10 protein-coding genes are annotated in these 13,410 nt (G+C 71.3%); 1 reads left to right on the top strand and 9 read right to left on the bottom strand.

The window, feature by feature from the left end; translation table 11 throughout:
• Positions 1-129 precede the first annotated feature (129 nt).
• The 4 genes from ACFV2S_RS22590 to ACFV2S_RS22575 form a co-directional block, all read right to left on the bottom strand.
• On the bottom strand, positions 130-1,827 hold the full coding sequence (locus ACFV2S_RS22590; RefSeq protein WP_385561929.1) for an FG-GAP repeat domain-containing protein: 1,698 nt from the start codon (positions 1,825-1,827) through the stop codon (positions 130-132).
• Between the two features lie 206 nt (positions 1,828-2,033).
• Entirely contained in the window at positions 2,034-3,755 is a 1,722-nt protein-coding gene (locus tag ACFV2S_RS22585; RefSeq protein WP_385561926.1) for an FG-GAP repeat domain-containing protein, read from the bottom strand.
• 201 nt (positions 3,756-3,956) lie between these two features.
• Positions 3,957-4,646 carry a TetR/AcrR family transcriptional regulator gene (locus ACFV2S_RS22580; RefSeq protein ID WP_385562250.1) on the bottom strand — a complete coding sequence of 230 codons (690 nt, stop codon included), beginning with the start codon at positions 4,644-4,646 and terminating at the stop codon, positions 3,957-3,959.
• Positions 4,646-5,629 carry an acyl-CoA desaturase gene (locus ACFV2S_RS22575; protein ID WP_385561923.1) on the bottom strand — a complete coding sequence of 328 codons (984 nt, stop codon included), beginning with the start codon at positions 5,627-5,629 and terminating at the stop codon, positions 4,646-4,648. The genes ACFV2S_RS22580 and ACFV2S_RS22575 overlap by 1 nt, the downstream gene beginning before the upstream one ends.
• Before the next feature lie 239 nt (positions 5,630-5,868).
• On the opposite strand from ACFV2S_RS22575, the gene ppc reads away from it, so the two are divergent.
• The gene (gene ppc / locus ACFV2S_RS22570; protein ID WP_385561921.1) at positions 5,869-8,598 is read left to right on the top strand and encodes a phosphoenolpyruvate carboxylase; all 2,730 of its coding nucleotides are present in this window, start codon (positions 5,869-5,871) and stop codon (positions 8,596-8,598) included.
• Positions 8,599-8,689: 91 nt separating this feature from the next.
• On the opposite strand, the gene ACFV2S_RS22565 is transcribed toward ppc, so the two are convergent.
• The 5 genes from ACFV2S_RS22565 to glmU all read right to left on the bottom strand — a co-directional run bounded on the left by ACFV2S_RS22565 (position 8,690) and on the right by glmU (position 13,239).
• Positions 8,690-9,133, bottom strand: a complete 444-nt coding sequence (locus ACFV2S_RS22565) for a hypothetical protein (protein ID WP_383798426.1) — start codon at positions 9,131-9,133, stop codon at positions 8,690-8,692.
• 40 nt (positions 9,134-9,173) lie between these two features.
• The gene (gene pth / locus ACFV2S_RS22560) at positions 9,174-9,770 is read right to left on the bottom strand and encodes an aminoacyl-tRNA hydrolase (RefSeq protein ID WP_383798423.1); all 597 of its coding nucleotides are present in this window, start codon (positions 9,768-9,770) and stop codon (positions 9,174-9,176) included.
• 99 nt (positions 9,771-9,869) lie between these two features.
• Positions 9,870-10,457, bottom strand: a complete 588-nt coding sequence (locus ACFV2S_RS22555; RefSeq protein WP_385561916.1) for a 50S ribosomal protein L25/general stress protein Ctc — start codon at positions 10,455-10,457, stop codon at positions 9,870-9,872.
• A gap of 240 nt (positions 10,458-10,697) precedes the next feature.
• A complete protein-coding gene (locus ACFV2S_RS22550) occupies positions 10,698-11,672 on the bottom strand; it encodes a ribose-phosphate diphosphokinase (protein WP_141302919.1) in 975 nt (324 codons plus the stop codon).
• 121 nt (positions 11,673-11,793) lie between these two features.
• Complete coding sequence (glmU, locus tag ACFV2S_RS22545; RefSeq protein WP_385561913.1) at positions 11,794-13,239, bottom strand: bifunctional UDP-N-acetylglucosamine diphosphorylase/glucosamine-1-phosphate N-acetyltransferase GlmU; 1,446 nt, start codon at positions 13,237-13,239, stop codon at positions 11,794-11,796.
• Between the last annotated feature and the right edge of the window lie 171 nt (positions 13,240-13,410).

Below are 13,410 nucleotides of genomic sequence, written 5' to 3'. Positions count from 1 at the left end.
CCCGCCCCGGCGAGCCCCCCGCCCCCGCGCCCCCCCCCCCCCGCCCGCCGGCGGGCGGGGGGGGGCCCCCGCCCCCCGCGCCCCGCCCCCCCCCCGCGGCCCCCCCCCCCCCGCGGAACCCTCAAGCCGTCACTGGGCGGTGTCGTAGATCCCGTAGCCCGTGCCGATCCTGACGCGGGAGGTGAACGCGCCGGCGGAGGTGTTGAGGTAGCGGTACAGGTCGCCGTTGGCGGCGATGCCGAGGAGGTCGGCCTTGCCGTCGGCGTTCAGGTCGCCGGGGGCGACGATCTTCGTGTACGTGTTCCAGCCGGTGCCGATCTTCTGACGCGCCTTGAAGGGGGCGGAGGCGACACCGGTGCCGGCGTAGAGGTACAGGTCGCCGTTGGGGGTGCGGGCGACCACGTCGGCGCGGCCGTCGCCGGTGTGGTCGCCGGCGCCGACGAGCCGGTCGTACGCGCCCCAGCCGTTGCCCACCTTGACGCGGCCGGCCACCGCGGTGCCCGAGCCGTTGCCCTGGTACAGGTAGAGGACGCCGGAGCGGTCGCGGGCCAGCAGGTCGCCCCTGCCGTCGCCGGACAGGTCGCCCGGGCCCACGATCGTGTTGTAGATGTCCCAGCCGCCGCCGATGAGGACGCCGTCGACGTACAGGCGGCCCTGGAAGATCTCCGCGAGGTCGGACGAGGCGTCCGCGTCCATCGACGACAGGTGCGCGAAGTTCGCGCCGAGCCACGCCGCCGAGCCGCCGAACTGGCCGCGGGCGGAGAGCAGGCCGCTGGTCGTGGCGCCGTACCAGAACATGGTGCCGCGCGTGTCCCGGGCGAACATGCCCTCCTTCTCGCCGCTGACCGGGATGTTGCCCGCGCCGCCGAACTGCGGGACCCAGCCCCACTCGCCCGTGTCGCCGAGCTGCTGCCGGGGCGCGAGCGTGCCGTCGCCCCTGCCCGTGTAGTACCAGAGCGTGCCGTTCTGGTCGCGGGCGATCAGCTCGCCGTTGCCGTCGCCGTTGTCGTCGCCGACGGGGAAGATCTGGTTGTAGACGCCCCAGCCGCCGCCGATCGCCCTGCGGGCCGCGAAGGGACGGGCCTTGTCGCCCGTACCGGCGTAGAACCACAGGGTGCCGGCGGTGTCGCGGGCGATCAGGTCGGCCCAGCCGTCGCCGTTGTCGTCGCCGATGCCGAGGAGCTGGTCGTAGACGTTCCAGCCGGCCCCCAGCCGCACCCGCGCGGAGAAGGGCGCCGTGCGCTTGCCCGTGGCGTAGTACAGCCACAGGACGCCCTCGCGGTCGCGGGCGACCAGGTCCGCCCGGCCGTCGTCGTTCACGTCGCCGGGCGCGACGACCTTGCTGTAGACGTTCCAGCCGTTGCCCTGCCAGACGAGGCTCCCGCCGCTGGGCGTGGCGTCCGCGTACAGGCTGAGCGTGCCCCGGGCCGAGAGCGTCAGGACCTCGGGACCGCTGGCGTTCCCGTCCTGGTTGCCGATCGGGACGACGTCCTTCGGCGGCTCCGTGAAGGAACCGAACTGCGTGCTCGGGGTGGAGGTCGAGGCCGTCCGGACCGTGCCGTCCCAGACGCGGTAGATCAGGTCGGCCGCGCCGTCGCCGTCGAAGTCCGACAGCTGCGGGGAGGCACCGACGCCGGCGGCGGCGGCACCCAGGCGCAGCGTGCCGCTGCCGGGGCGCGCGGGAGACGGCGGTGCGGAACGGACCGCCGGCTTCTCGGCGACCGGGTGCGGCGCGGGCGCGCCCGCGGAGGCCGGGCTCGCGAGGAGCATGCCGGCGGCGAGGGCGAGCGCGGTGCACGCGCCGAGGCGCGCGCGTGTGGAGTGCACAGTTCGCAAGAGATCCCCCCCAGGGATCAGAGAGTCTTCAGGGCCGGGGCGGGCCCGCGGCGCCTCGCCGTGTCGGCGGGCGCGTGCGGAGGGCGGCCCCCGGGTGTGGGGGGAGCATACCGCCCGTCCATGACAAGGCCCCGGCGCACGGGGACGCCCCGCACCGGAGAACCGGTGCGGGGCGTCCCGTCGGGTGCGCGGTCCGACTAGTACAGACCGTTGAAGATCTGGTAGCCGGTGCCGATCGAGGCACGCGGCTTGAAGGGGTGGCCCGCCTGGCCGGTGCCGCTGTAGCGGAACAGCTCGCCGCCCGCGTTCACCGCGATGAGGTCGCCCTGGCCGTCGCCGGTGATGTCACCGGGCGCCACCAGCTTCCCGTACGCGTTCCAGCCGCCGCCGATCCGGACGCGCGGCTTGAACGGGTAACCGCCCTGGCCGGTGCCCTGGTAGAGGTAGAGCGTGCCGTCCTTGGCGCGGGCCACCAGGTCGTTCAGACCGTCGCTGGTGTAGTCGCCCGATCCGACGATCTGGTCGTACGCGTTCCAGCCGCTGCCGATCTTCACGCGGGCGTGCAGGGCGGTGCCGTCGTAGTTGCTCCGGTACAGCCACAGGACGCCGTCGCGGTCACGGGCGACGAAGTCGCCGGTGCCGTCGCCGTTCAGGTCGCCGGGGCCGGCGATCAGGTTGATCGAGCCCCAGCCGCCGCCGAAGTCCGTCTCGTTGCCGTAGAGGTGGCCCTTGTAGATCTCCAGCGTGTCGGAGATCGCGTCCCGGCCCAGCGAGTTGACCTCGAAGAGCGTCGCACCGGCCCAGCCGCCCGGGGAGCTGATCTGGGCGCGGCCCGCGAGCCGGCCGTTGTTCAGACCCTGGTACCAGAAGAGTGTGCCCGCCTTGGTGCGGGCCACCATGCCGCCCTTGCCGTGCGCCGGCATGGTGCCCGTGCCGGAGAACTGGTCCACGTTCTTCCACGCACCGGCCGTGCCGACCTGCTTGCGGGCGGTGAAGTGACCGCTGCCGGTGCCGAAGTACTGGTACAGGGTGCCGTCGACGCCACGCGCGAGGACGTCGGGGACCCCGTTCGCGTTGTCGTCGTCGATGCCGAGGATCTGGTTGTACTGCTGCCAGCCCTGGCCGACCTGCTTGGCGGGCTTCACCGAGTACGGGCTGCCGGTGCTCCCGTAGTAGAAGAGACCGCCCGCGGGCGTACGGGCCAGGAAGTCGCCCCGGCCGTCGCCGTCGCTGTCACCGAGGCCGATCAGCTGGTCGTACGCGCCCCAGCCGTTGCCGACCTTCTTGCGCGCGTGGAACGGCGCGTGGGGCGTGCCGGTCGACACGTACACCCACAGCTCGCCCGCGGGCGTGCGCGCCAGGACGTCGGCGCGGCCGTCGCCGCTGATGTCGCCGGGCGAGAACACCTTGTTGTAGATCTGCCAGCCCGGGCCGGACCAGCGGTATGCGCCGTAGGTCGCCGTGGAGTCGCCGTACAGGCTCAGCCAGCCGAACTTCGAGAGCGTCAGGACCTCGGGACGGCTGCCGTTCCTGTCCTGGTCGCCGATCGGGACGACGTCCTCGATGAACTCCGTGTTGCCGTCACCGCGGTAGAACTCGCCGCCCTCGGAGCCGGTGGTCGCCGTCATCAGCGAGCCGCCCCGGCGCAGGACCAGGTCGCTGCGGCCGTCGCCGTCGAGGTCCGAGCGGGACGGAGGACGCTCCGCCGTGAGGCCGGCGGCCCCGGCGGAACGCGCGCCGTCGGCCTCCGGGACGATCCGCTTCGACGGCACGGCGGGCGCCGTCGAGGGCTTCTCCGCGGCCGGACGCGGCGCGGGCGAGTCGGCGGATGCCGGGCTCGCGAGGACCATGCCCGCGGACAGGGCCAGGGCGGTGCAGGCCGTCAGACGACGGGCACGCAGGGAACGCGTGAAGAACAAGAAGATCCCCCCCAGGGATCAGAGGTTCGACAGAACCACACAGGGGGGCTCGCACCACGTCGAACGGCGTCGGCGCAGCGCACAGCGCATGCGAGGACGACCTCGTTCGAAGGTCGGAACACCCCCCCGGATGTTGAACACGAGTCTACTCAGGGGGGAGCGGATGACCAGTTCTTTACCCGACCGAATCCGACCGTCCGGTCAGTTCTTGCGATGCCCTATCAACCGCGGCTTCTGCTCCAGACCGTCGAGACCGTGCCACGCCAGGTTCACCAGATGCGCCGCGACCTCCGCCTTCTTCGGCCTGCGGACGTCCAGCCACCACTGGCCCGTCAGCGCCACACTCCCCACCAGCGCCTGCGCGTACAGCGGCGCCAGCTTCGGGTCGAAGCCCCGGGCCTTGAACTCCAGACCCAGGATGTCCTCCACCTGGGTGGCGATGTCACTGATCAGCGACGCGAACGTGCCCGTCGACTGCGCCACCGGCGAATCCCGCACGAGGATCCGGAAACCGTCCGTGTAGTTCTCGATGTAGTCGAGCAGCGCGAACGCCGCCTGCTCCAGGAGCTCCCGCGGATGCCCCGCCGTCAGCGCCCCCGTCACCCCGTCCAGGAGCTGCCGCATCTCCCGGTCGACGACGACCGCGTACAGCCCCTCCTTGCCCCCGAAGTGCTCGTACACCACCGGCTTGGACACCCCGGCCTTCGCCGCGATCTCCTCCACCGACGTGCCCTCGAAGCCCTTCTCCGCGAAGAGCGTGCGACCGATGTCGAGCAGCTGCTCCCGGCGCTCCGCGCCCGTCATCCGCACCCGGCGGCCCCGCCGGGGTTTCTGCTCTCCGCCGCTGCTGCCGGTACCGTCGGTCCTGCCCTCGATCGCCACGTCTTCCATCATGCCGCGTCTGCGGACGCGCTCTGGCGGCGGGCTTCGATGCGCGCCTTCGCCGGCCACCGCACGTCCGTCGCCCAGCCGAGCAGCTCGAACCAGCGGATCAGGCGCGCACTGGAGTCGACCTGCCCGCGCAGCACCCCGTGCCGGGCCGACGTCGGGTCCGCGTGGTGCAGGTTGTGCCAGGACTCGCCGCACGACAGCACCGCCAGCCACCACACGTTGCCCGAACGGTCACGCGACTTGAACGGACGCTTGCCCACCGCGTGACAGATCGAGTTGATCGACCACGTCACGTGGTGCAGCAGCGCCACCCGCACCAGCGAGCCCCAGAAGAACGCCGTGAAGGCGCCCCACCACGACATCGTCACCAGACCGCCCACCACCGGCGGGACCGCCAGCGACACGACCGTCCACAGCACGAACTGGCGCGAGATCGCCCGGATCGCCGGATCCTTGATCAGATCGGGCGCGTACTTGTGCTGCGGCGTCTGCTCCTCGTCGAACATCCAGCCGATGTGCGCCCACCACAGGCCCTTCATCAGCGCCGGAACCGTCTCGCCGAACCGCCACGGCGAGTGCGGGTCACCCTCCGCGTCCGAGAACTTGTGGTGCTTGCGGTGATCCGCCACCCAGCGGACCAGCGGACCCTCCACGGCCAGCGAACCCATGATCGCGAGCGCGATCCGCAACGGCCGCTTCGCCTTGAAGGAACCGTGCGTGAAGTACCGGTGGAAACCGATCGTGATCCCGTGACAGCCGACGTAGTACATGACCACCATCAGCCCCAGGTCCAGCCAGCTCACCCCCCAGCCCCAGGCCAGCGGCACCGCCGCGAGCAGCGCCAGGAACGGCACCGTGATGAACAGCAGCAGGGTGATCTGCTCGATCGAACGCTTGCTGTCCCCGCCCAGCGTGGCGGAGGGCAGGGCCGCGGTGGCGTCCGGCGCCGCGGACGCCGACGTCATCTCGGGGCTCATGGTCATGGGTGTCCCTGGGGGGTGAAGAGGAGGGGAAACGCGTCGAAGCGCGAAGCCGTGGCTACGCTTCCGTAACCTACGGCGTCGTAAGTATGGCAGCGCCGTGGCGCGCGGCAAGAGGGCGCGAAGAGGGGGCTGCCCGCCGCCCACCATGTGGACACCTATCCTGGGTGCGTCGGACAGCGCGGTCCGCAAGCCTCCAGAACCCCTCCAGACGTGCTCGAACACTGCAAGGAGTCGCACCTGTGAGCAGTGCCGACCAGACCCCCACCGCCAGCACCGAGCTGCGCGCCGACATCCGCCGACTGGGCGATCTCCTCGGCGAGACCCTCGTGCGCCAGGAAGGCCACGAACTCCTCGACCTCGTCGAGAAGGTCCGCCGCCTCACCCGCGAGGACGGCGAGGCCGCCGCCGAGCTCCTCCGCGGCGTCGAACTCGAGACGGCCGCCAAGCTCGTGCGCGCCTTCTCCACCTACTTCCACCTCGCGAACGTCACCGAGCAGGTCCACCGCGGCCGCGAGATGCGCGAGAAGCGCGCCGCCGAGGGCGGCCTCCTCGCCCGCACCGCCGACATGCTCAAGGACGGCGACCCCGAGCACGTCCGCGAGACCGTCAAGAACCTCAACGTACGGCCCGTCTTCACCGCACACCCCACCGAAGCCGCCCGCCGCTCCGTCCTCAACAAGCTCCGCCGCATCGCCGCCCTCCTGGAGACCCCGGTCAGCCAGGTCGAGCGCCGCCGCACGGACCTGCGCCTCGCCGAGAACATCGACCTCATCTGGCAGACCGACGAGCTCCGGGTCGTCCGCCCCGAGCCCGCCGACGAGGCCCGCAACGCCATCTACTACCTCGACGAACTCCACGCCAACGCCGTCGGGGACGTCCTGGAGGACCTCGCCGCCGAGCTGGAGCGCGTCGGCGTCGAACTGCCCTCCGGCACCCGCCCGCTCACCTTCGGCACCTGGATCGGCGGCGACCGCGACGGCAACCCCAACGTCACCCCGCAGGTGACCTGGGACGTCCTGATCCTCCAGCACGAGCACGGCATCACCGACGCCCTCGAACTCGTCGACTTCCTCCGCGGACTGCTCTCCAACTCCATCCGCTACACCGGAGCCACCCAGGAACTCCTGGACTCCCTCCAGCGCGACCTGGACCTCCTCCCCGAGATCAGCCCCCGCTACAAGCGCCTCAACGCCGAAGAGCCGTACCGCCTCAAGGCCACCTGCATCCGCCAGAAGCTCGTCAACACCCGCGAGCGCCTCGCCCACGGCACCCCGCACCAGGACGGCCGCGACTACCTCGGCACCGCCGAACTCCTCCGCGACCTCACCCTCATCCAGACCTCCCTGCGCGAGCACCGCGGCGCGCTCTTCGCCGACGGCCGCATGGACCGGGTCATCCGCACGCTCTCCGCCTTCGGCCTCCAGCTCGCCACCATGGACGTCCGCGAGCACGCCGAGGCCCACCACCACGCCCTCGGACAGCTCTTCGACCGCCTCGGCGAGGAGTCCTGGCGGTACGCCGACATGCCGCGCGACTACCGGCAGAAGCTGCTCGCCAAGGAACTGCGCTCGCGCCGCCCCCTCGCCCCCACCCCGGCCCCGCTCGACGCCGCCGGCGAGAAGACCCTCGGCGTCTTCCACACCATCAAGGAGGCCTTCGAGCGCTTCGGCCCGGAGGTCATCGAGTCCTACATCATCTCGATGTGCCAGGGCGCCGACGACGTCTTCGCCGCCGCCGTCCTCGCCCGCGAGGCCGGCCTCGTCGACCTGCACGGCGGCTGGGCCAAGATCGGCATCGTGCCGCTCCTGGAGACCACCGACGAGCTCAAGGCCGCCGACGTCATCCTCGACGCCATGCTCGCCGACCCCTCCTACCGCCGCCTCGTCTCGCTCCGCGGCGACGTCCAGGAGGTCATGCTCGGCTACTCCGACTCCTCCAAGTTCGGCGGCATCACCACCTCCCAGTGGGAGATCCACCGCGCCCAGCGCAGGCTCCGCGACGTCGCCCACCGCTACGGCGTACGACTCCGCCTCTTCCACGGCCGCGGCGGCACCGTCGGCCGGGGCGGCGGCCCCTCGCACGACGCGATCCTCGCCCAGCCCTGGGGCACCCTGGAGGGCGAGATCAAGGTCACCGAGCAGGGCGAGGTCATCTCCGACAAGTACCTCATCCCGTCCCTGGCCCGGGAGAACCTCGAACTGACCGTCGCCGCCACCCTGCAGGCATCCGCCCTGCACACCGCGCCGCGCCAGTCCGACGACGCCCTCGCCCGCTGGGACGCGGCCATGGACACCGTCTCGGACGCCGCCCACACCGCGTACCGCAAGCTCGTCGAGGACCCCGGCCTGCCGGCGTACTTCCTCGCCTCCACCCCCGTCGACCAGCTCGCCGACCTCCACCTGGGCTCACGGCCCTCCCGCCGCCCCGGCTCAGGCGTCTCCCTCGACGGACTCCGCGCCATCCCCTGGGTGTTCGGCTGGACCCAGTCCCGCCAGATCGTGCCCGGCTGGTTCGGCGTCGGCTCCGGCCTCAAGGCCCTGCGCGAGGCCGGTCTCGACCCCGTCCTCGGCGAGATGTACGACCGCTGGCACTTCTTCCGCAACTTCCTCTCCAACGTCGAGATGACGCTCGCGAAGACGGACCTGCGGATCGCCCGCCACTACGTCGACACCCTCGTCCCCGACGACCTCAAGCACGTCTTCGACACCATCGAGGCCGAGCACGCGCTGACCGTCGCCGAGGTCCTCAAGATCACAGGCGGCGAGAAGCTCCTCGACTCCAACCCCGTCCTCCAGCAGACCTTCGCCATCCGCGACGCCTACCTGGACCCGATCTCCTACCTCCAGGTCGCCCTCCTCGCCCGCCAGCGCGCGGACGCCGAGCGCGGCGAGGACCCGGACCCGCTGCTCGCACGGGCCCTGCTCCTCACGGTGAACGGCGTGGCCGCGGGCCTCCGCAACACCGGCTGACACCCCTCCCGCACGCACGACAGGGCCCCCGCCGGATTCCCCGGCGGGGGCCCTGCCGCATGTCACGGTCCGCGGGCGTCCCCGCCCGCGCTCAGAGCGCGAAGAACGCCGCCACCAGCACCGCCCCGCCCGCGCCCGCCAGAGACCAGGCCGTCCGGGGCAGCCGCATCCCGCCCCCCACCAGCGGCGCCGCCAGCAACAGCGCCCCGCCCAGCGGGAGCCAGGCGTGCAGACCGCCGCCCCAGCCCGTCCGCACCCCCTCGTCCGTACCCGGCTTCACCACCACCGGGATCGTCACGCCCTTCTCCGCCGCCACCGAACGCGCGATCGTCAGCGTCCGGCGCGTCGACGACGGATCCTCCGGGACGAAACGGCCGCTGCACGTCTCGTCCGTGCACGCGACCACCGTCAGCGTCCCGTGCTCACGGCCCTTCGCGAGCAGGACGTGCTGGGCCGAGTTCCACGAGGCCCAGGCCCCCGCGACGAGGAGAAGCAGGGCGACCAGGGCCATGGCTGCGGTACGGACGTGCGTCATGACCCGCGATCGTACAGTCGTACGCTCCGACCGCCAGGCCCTACGAGTTGTACGCCGACTGGGCCCGCTCCAGACCCTCCGCCACCAGACACTCCACCGCGTCCGCCGCCCGGTCCACGAACCAGTCCAGGTCCTTGCGCTCCGCCGACGAGAAGTCCTTCAGCACGAAGTCCGCGACCTGCATCCGCCCCGGCGGACGCCCGATCCCGCACCGCACCCGGTGGTACTCCGCACCCATCGCCTTCGTCATCGACTTCAGACCGTTGTGCCCGTTGTCGCCGCCGCCCAGCTTCAGCCGCAGCACCCCGTAGTCGATGTCCAGCTCGTCGTGGACCGCCACGACCCGCGCCGTCGGCACCTTGTAGAAGTCGCGCAGCGCCGTCACCGGACCGCCCGACAGGTTCATGTACGACATCGGCTTCGCGAGGATCACCCGGCGGTTCTCGGGCCCCGGAGGCCCCATCCGGCCCTCGACCACCTGCGCCTGCGCCTTCTGCGCCCGCTTGAACGAGCCGCGGATCCGCTCCGCGAGCAGGTCCACGACCATGAAGCCGATGTTGTGCCGGTTGGCCGCGTACTCCGGCCCCGGATTGCCGAGACCGACGATCAGCCAAGGGGCGTTCGCGTCGTCCGTCATGTGCGTCAGCTCTTCCCGTATCCGCGTATCCGTACAAGAGAAACGGGGTGACGGGCCCGTACGGCCCATCACCCCGTCACGTCAGGCAGAGCCTACGGCTCAGGCCTCGGCGCCCTCGGTGGCCTCGGCCTCGGCGGCCGGCTCCTCGGCCTGCGCGGCCAGGACCTGCAGGACGACGGCGTCGGCGTCGGTCACCAGGGTCGCGCCCTTCGGGAGGGCGATGTCCTTGGCGAGGACGGAGGCACCGGCCTCCAGGCCCTCCACGGAGACCGTGACGGCCTCGGGGAGGTGGGTGGCCTCGGCCTCGACGGACAGGGTGCCGAGCACGTGCTCCAGCAGGTTGCCGCCGGCGGCCAGCTCGCCCTCGGCCTGGACCGGGATCTCGACCGTGACCTTCTCGCCGCGCTTGACCAGGAGCAGGTCGACGTGGATCAGGAAGCCCTTGATGGCGTCACGCTGGACGGCCTTCGGGATCGCCAGCTCGTTCTTGCCGTCGATGTCCAGGGAGAGCAGGACGTTCGGCGTACGCAGCGCGAGACCGAGGTCGTGGGCCGGAAGGGTGATGTGGGCCGGCTCCGAGCCGTGGCCGTAGACGACGGCGGGAACCTGGGCGGCGCGGCGGATGGCACGGGCGGCGCCCTTGCCGAACTCGGTACGGACGGCAGCGGCGAGCTTGACCTCGGACATGGTGCACTCCTCGTAGAAAGGTGACGAAAAAGCGTGGTCACCCGGCCACGACTGGCGATGGCCTGCTACGAAGAGCGCGTCGATAACGGACCGCCGGGACCCTCACGGGTCCGGCCTCCCTCGCCGAGCAACTCCGGCAGTCTACCCGCCGCCCCCGGACCGCCCAAATGGATCAGACCCCGGACAGCCGGAAGGGCCCTCCCCGGCGGGGAGGGCCCTCCTCGGTCACCGCCTACGGGCTCAGTGCTCCTCGAAGAGGCTCGTCACCGAACCGTCCTCGAAGACCTCGCGCACCGCGCGCGCGATCGTCGGCGCGATCGACAGCACCGTGATCTTGTCCAGCTCCAGGGCGCCCGGCACCGGCAGCGTGTCCGTGAACACGAACTCGCTGACCTTGGAGTTCTTCAGCCGGTCCGCGGCCGGACCCGACAGGATGCCGTGCGTGGCCGTCACGATGACGTCCTCCGCACCGTGCGCGAACAGCGCGTCCGCGGCGGCGCAGATCGTGCCGCCCGTGTCGACCATGTCGTCGACCAGGACACAGACGCGGCCCTTCACGTCACCGACGACCTCGTGCACGGTGACCTGGTTGGCGACGTCCTTGTCACGGCGCTTGTGCACGATCGCCAGCGGCGCGTCCAGACGGTCGCACCAGCGGTCGGCGACCCGCACGCGGCCCGCGTCCGGAGACACGATCGTCAGCTTCGCGCGGTCGACCTTCGCACCCACGTAGTCCGCGAGGACCGGGAGGGCGGACAGGTGGTCCACCGGGCCGTCGAAGAAGCCCTGGATCTGGTCCGTGTGCAGGTCCACGGTCAGGATGCGGTCCGCACCCGCCGTCTTCAGCAGGTCCGCCACCAGACGCGCCGAGATCGGCTCACGGCCGCGGTGCTTCTTGTCCTGACGGGCGTAGCCGTACGACGGGATGATCACGGTGATGCTCCGGGCCGAGGCCCGCTTCAGAGCATCGATCATGATCAGCTGTTCCATGATCCACTTGTTGATCGGAGCCGTGTGGCTCTGGATCAGGAAGCAGTCCGCGCCGCGCGCCGACTCCTGGAAGCGGACGTAGATCTCACCGTTGGCGAAGTCGAACGCCTTGGTCGGAACGAGACCGACGCCCAGCTGGTGCGCGACCTCCTCGGCCAGCTCGGGGTGGGCGCGGCCGGAGAAGAGCATCAGCTTCTTCTCGCCGGTCGTCTTGATCCCGGTCACAGCACTGTCTCCTCAGACGTGTTCTCTGGCCGCGATCCCGCGCCTGTCGAGCGCATGTGCGTGCCAGCCGAATTTGTGTGCACGTATCACGGTACGCCGAGTTCGACGTACCTGTTTCCGGTCAGCTTTCGCCGGCGGACTCCTCAGAGGCGGCCGAAGCGGCCTGCGCGGCGGCGCTGCCGGGGCGCTTCCTGGCCACCCAACCCTCGATATTCCGCTGCTGGCCCCGGGCCACGGCGAGCGAACCGGCCGGCACGTCCTTCGTGATCACGGACCCCGCGGCGGTGTAGGCCCCGTCCCCGATGGTGATGGGAGCCACAAACATGTTGTCCGAACCCGTGCGGCAGTGAGAGCCGATCGTGGTGTGGTGCTTCGCCTCCCCGTCGTAGTTCACGAAGACGCTCGCGGCGCCGATGTTCGTGTACTCGCCGATCGTCGCGTCGCCCACGTACGACAGGTGCGGCACCTTCGTGCCCTCGCCGATCGTCGCGTTCTTCATCTCGACGTACGTGCCGGCCTTGGACTTCCTGCCGAGGTTCGTCCCGGGGCGGAGGTACGCGAACGGCCCCACGGAGGCGCTCTCCCCCACGACGGCGGAGACGGCGACCGTGTTGTCCACGCGGGCGCCCTTGCCCACGGTCACGTCCGTCAGGCGCGTGTTCGGGCCCACCACGGCGTCCTCGCCGATGTGCGTGGCACCGTACAGCTGCGTACCCGGCAGGATCACCGCGTCCGCCTCGAAGGTCACGGTCACGTCCACGAACACGGACGCCGGGTCCACGACGGTGACACCGGCCATCATGGCCCGCTCCAGGAGCCGCCGGTTCAGCAGGCCACGGGCCTCGGCGAGCTGCACCCGGTTGTTGATCCCGAGGATCTCCCGGTGGTCACCCGCCAGCGAGGCCCCGACCCGGTGCCCCGCCTCGCGCAGGATCGACAGCACGTCGGTGAGGTACTCCTCGCCCTGGCTGTTGTCCGTGCGCACCTGCTTCAGCGCCTCGGCGAGCAGCTTCCCGTCGAACGCGAACACACCCGAGTTGATCTCCCGGATGGCGAGCTGGGCGGCCGCGGCGTCCTTGTGCTCGACGATCTCGGTCACGGCACCGTCCGCGTCCCGCACGATCCGCCCGTAGCCGGTGGAGTCCGGCACCTCGGCGGTCAGCACGGTCACGGCGTTGCCGTCGGCGGCGTGCGTGCCGGCCAGCGCCCGGAGCGTCTCCCCGGACAGCAGGGGGGTGTCGCCGCAGACGACGACGACGGTCCCCTCGGGGGCCTCGCCGAGCTCCTCCAGGGCGATGCGCACGGCGTGCCCGGTGCCGTTCTGCTGCTCCTGGACGGCGGTCCGCGTGCCGGCGTAGTGCTCGGCCAGATGCCCCTTGACCTGCTCGCGGGCGTGCCCGACGACCACGACGAGGTGCTCGGGCTCCAACTCCCGGGCGGCGGACACGACATGCCCGACGAGCGAACGCCCGGCGATCTCGTGCAGGACCTTGGGGGTCTTCGACTTCATGCGGGTGCCCTCACCCGCTGCGAGGACGACGACGGCTGCCGGGCGGTTGGCGCTCACGGGAATGCCCTTCGGCTTTGGGTGGTGGACCCACGAAGGATACCGGGGGGCAAGCGGACGGACATGAGTGCGGGGGGGGGGGGGGGGGGGGGGGGGCCCCCGCCCCCGGGGGGCCGGCGCCTCTTCTAAAACACAGACAAAAATAACAAAACACAAATGACTTAGCTAACA

The organism is Streptomyces sp. NPDC059695 (assembly GCF_042733785.1).
GTDB lineage: Bacteria > Actinomycetota > Actinomycetes > Streptomycetales > Streptomycetaceae > Streptomyces.
Note: the sequence above shows the minus strand (reverse complement) of the source record. Positions and strands in the feature narration are given on the sequence as shown.

What these genes read in the sequence shown, in the direction of transcription:
- ACFV2S_RS22580 (WP_385562250.1), bottom strand. Translation starts at nt 4,646, where the DNA reads ATGGAAGACGTGGCGATCGAGGGCAGGACCGACGGTACCGGCAGCAGC.
- ACFV2S_RS22555 (WP_385561916.1), bottom strand. Translation starts at nt 10,457, where the DNA reads ATGTCCGAGGTCAAGCTCGCCGCTGCCGTCCGTACCGAGTTCGGCAAG.
- pth (WP_383798423.1), bottom strand. Translation starts at nt 9,770, where the DNA reads ATGACGGACGACGCGAACGCCCCTTGGCTGATCGTCGGTCTCGGCAAT.
- ACFV2S_RS22575 (WP_385561923.1), bottom strand. Translation starts at nt 5,629, where the DNA reads ATGACCATGAGCCCCGAGATGACGTCGGCGTCCGCGGCGCCGGACGCC.
- ACFV2S_RS22565 (WP_383798426.1), bottom strand. Translation starts at nt 9,133, where the DNA reads ATGACGCACGTCCGTACCGCAGCCATGGCCCTGGTCGCCCTGCTTCTC.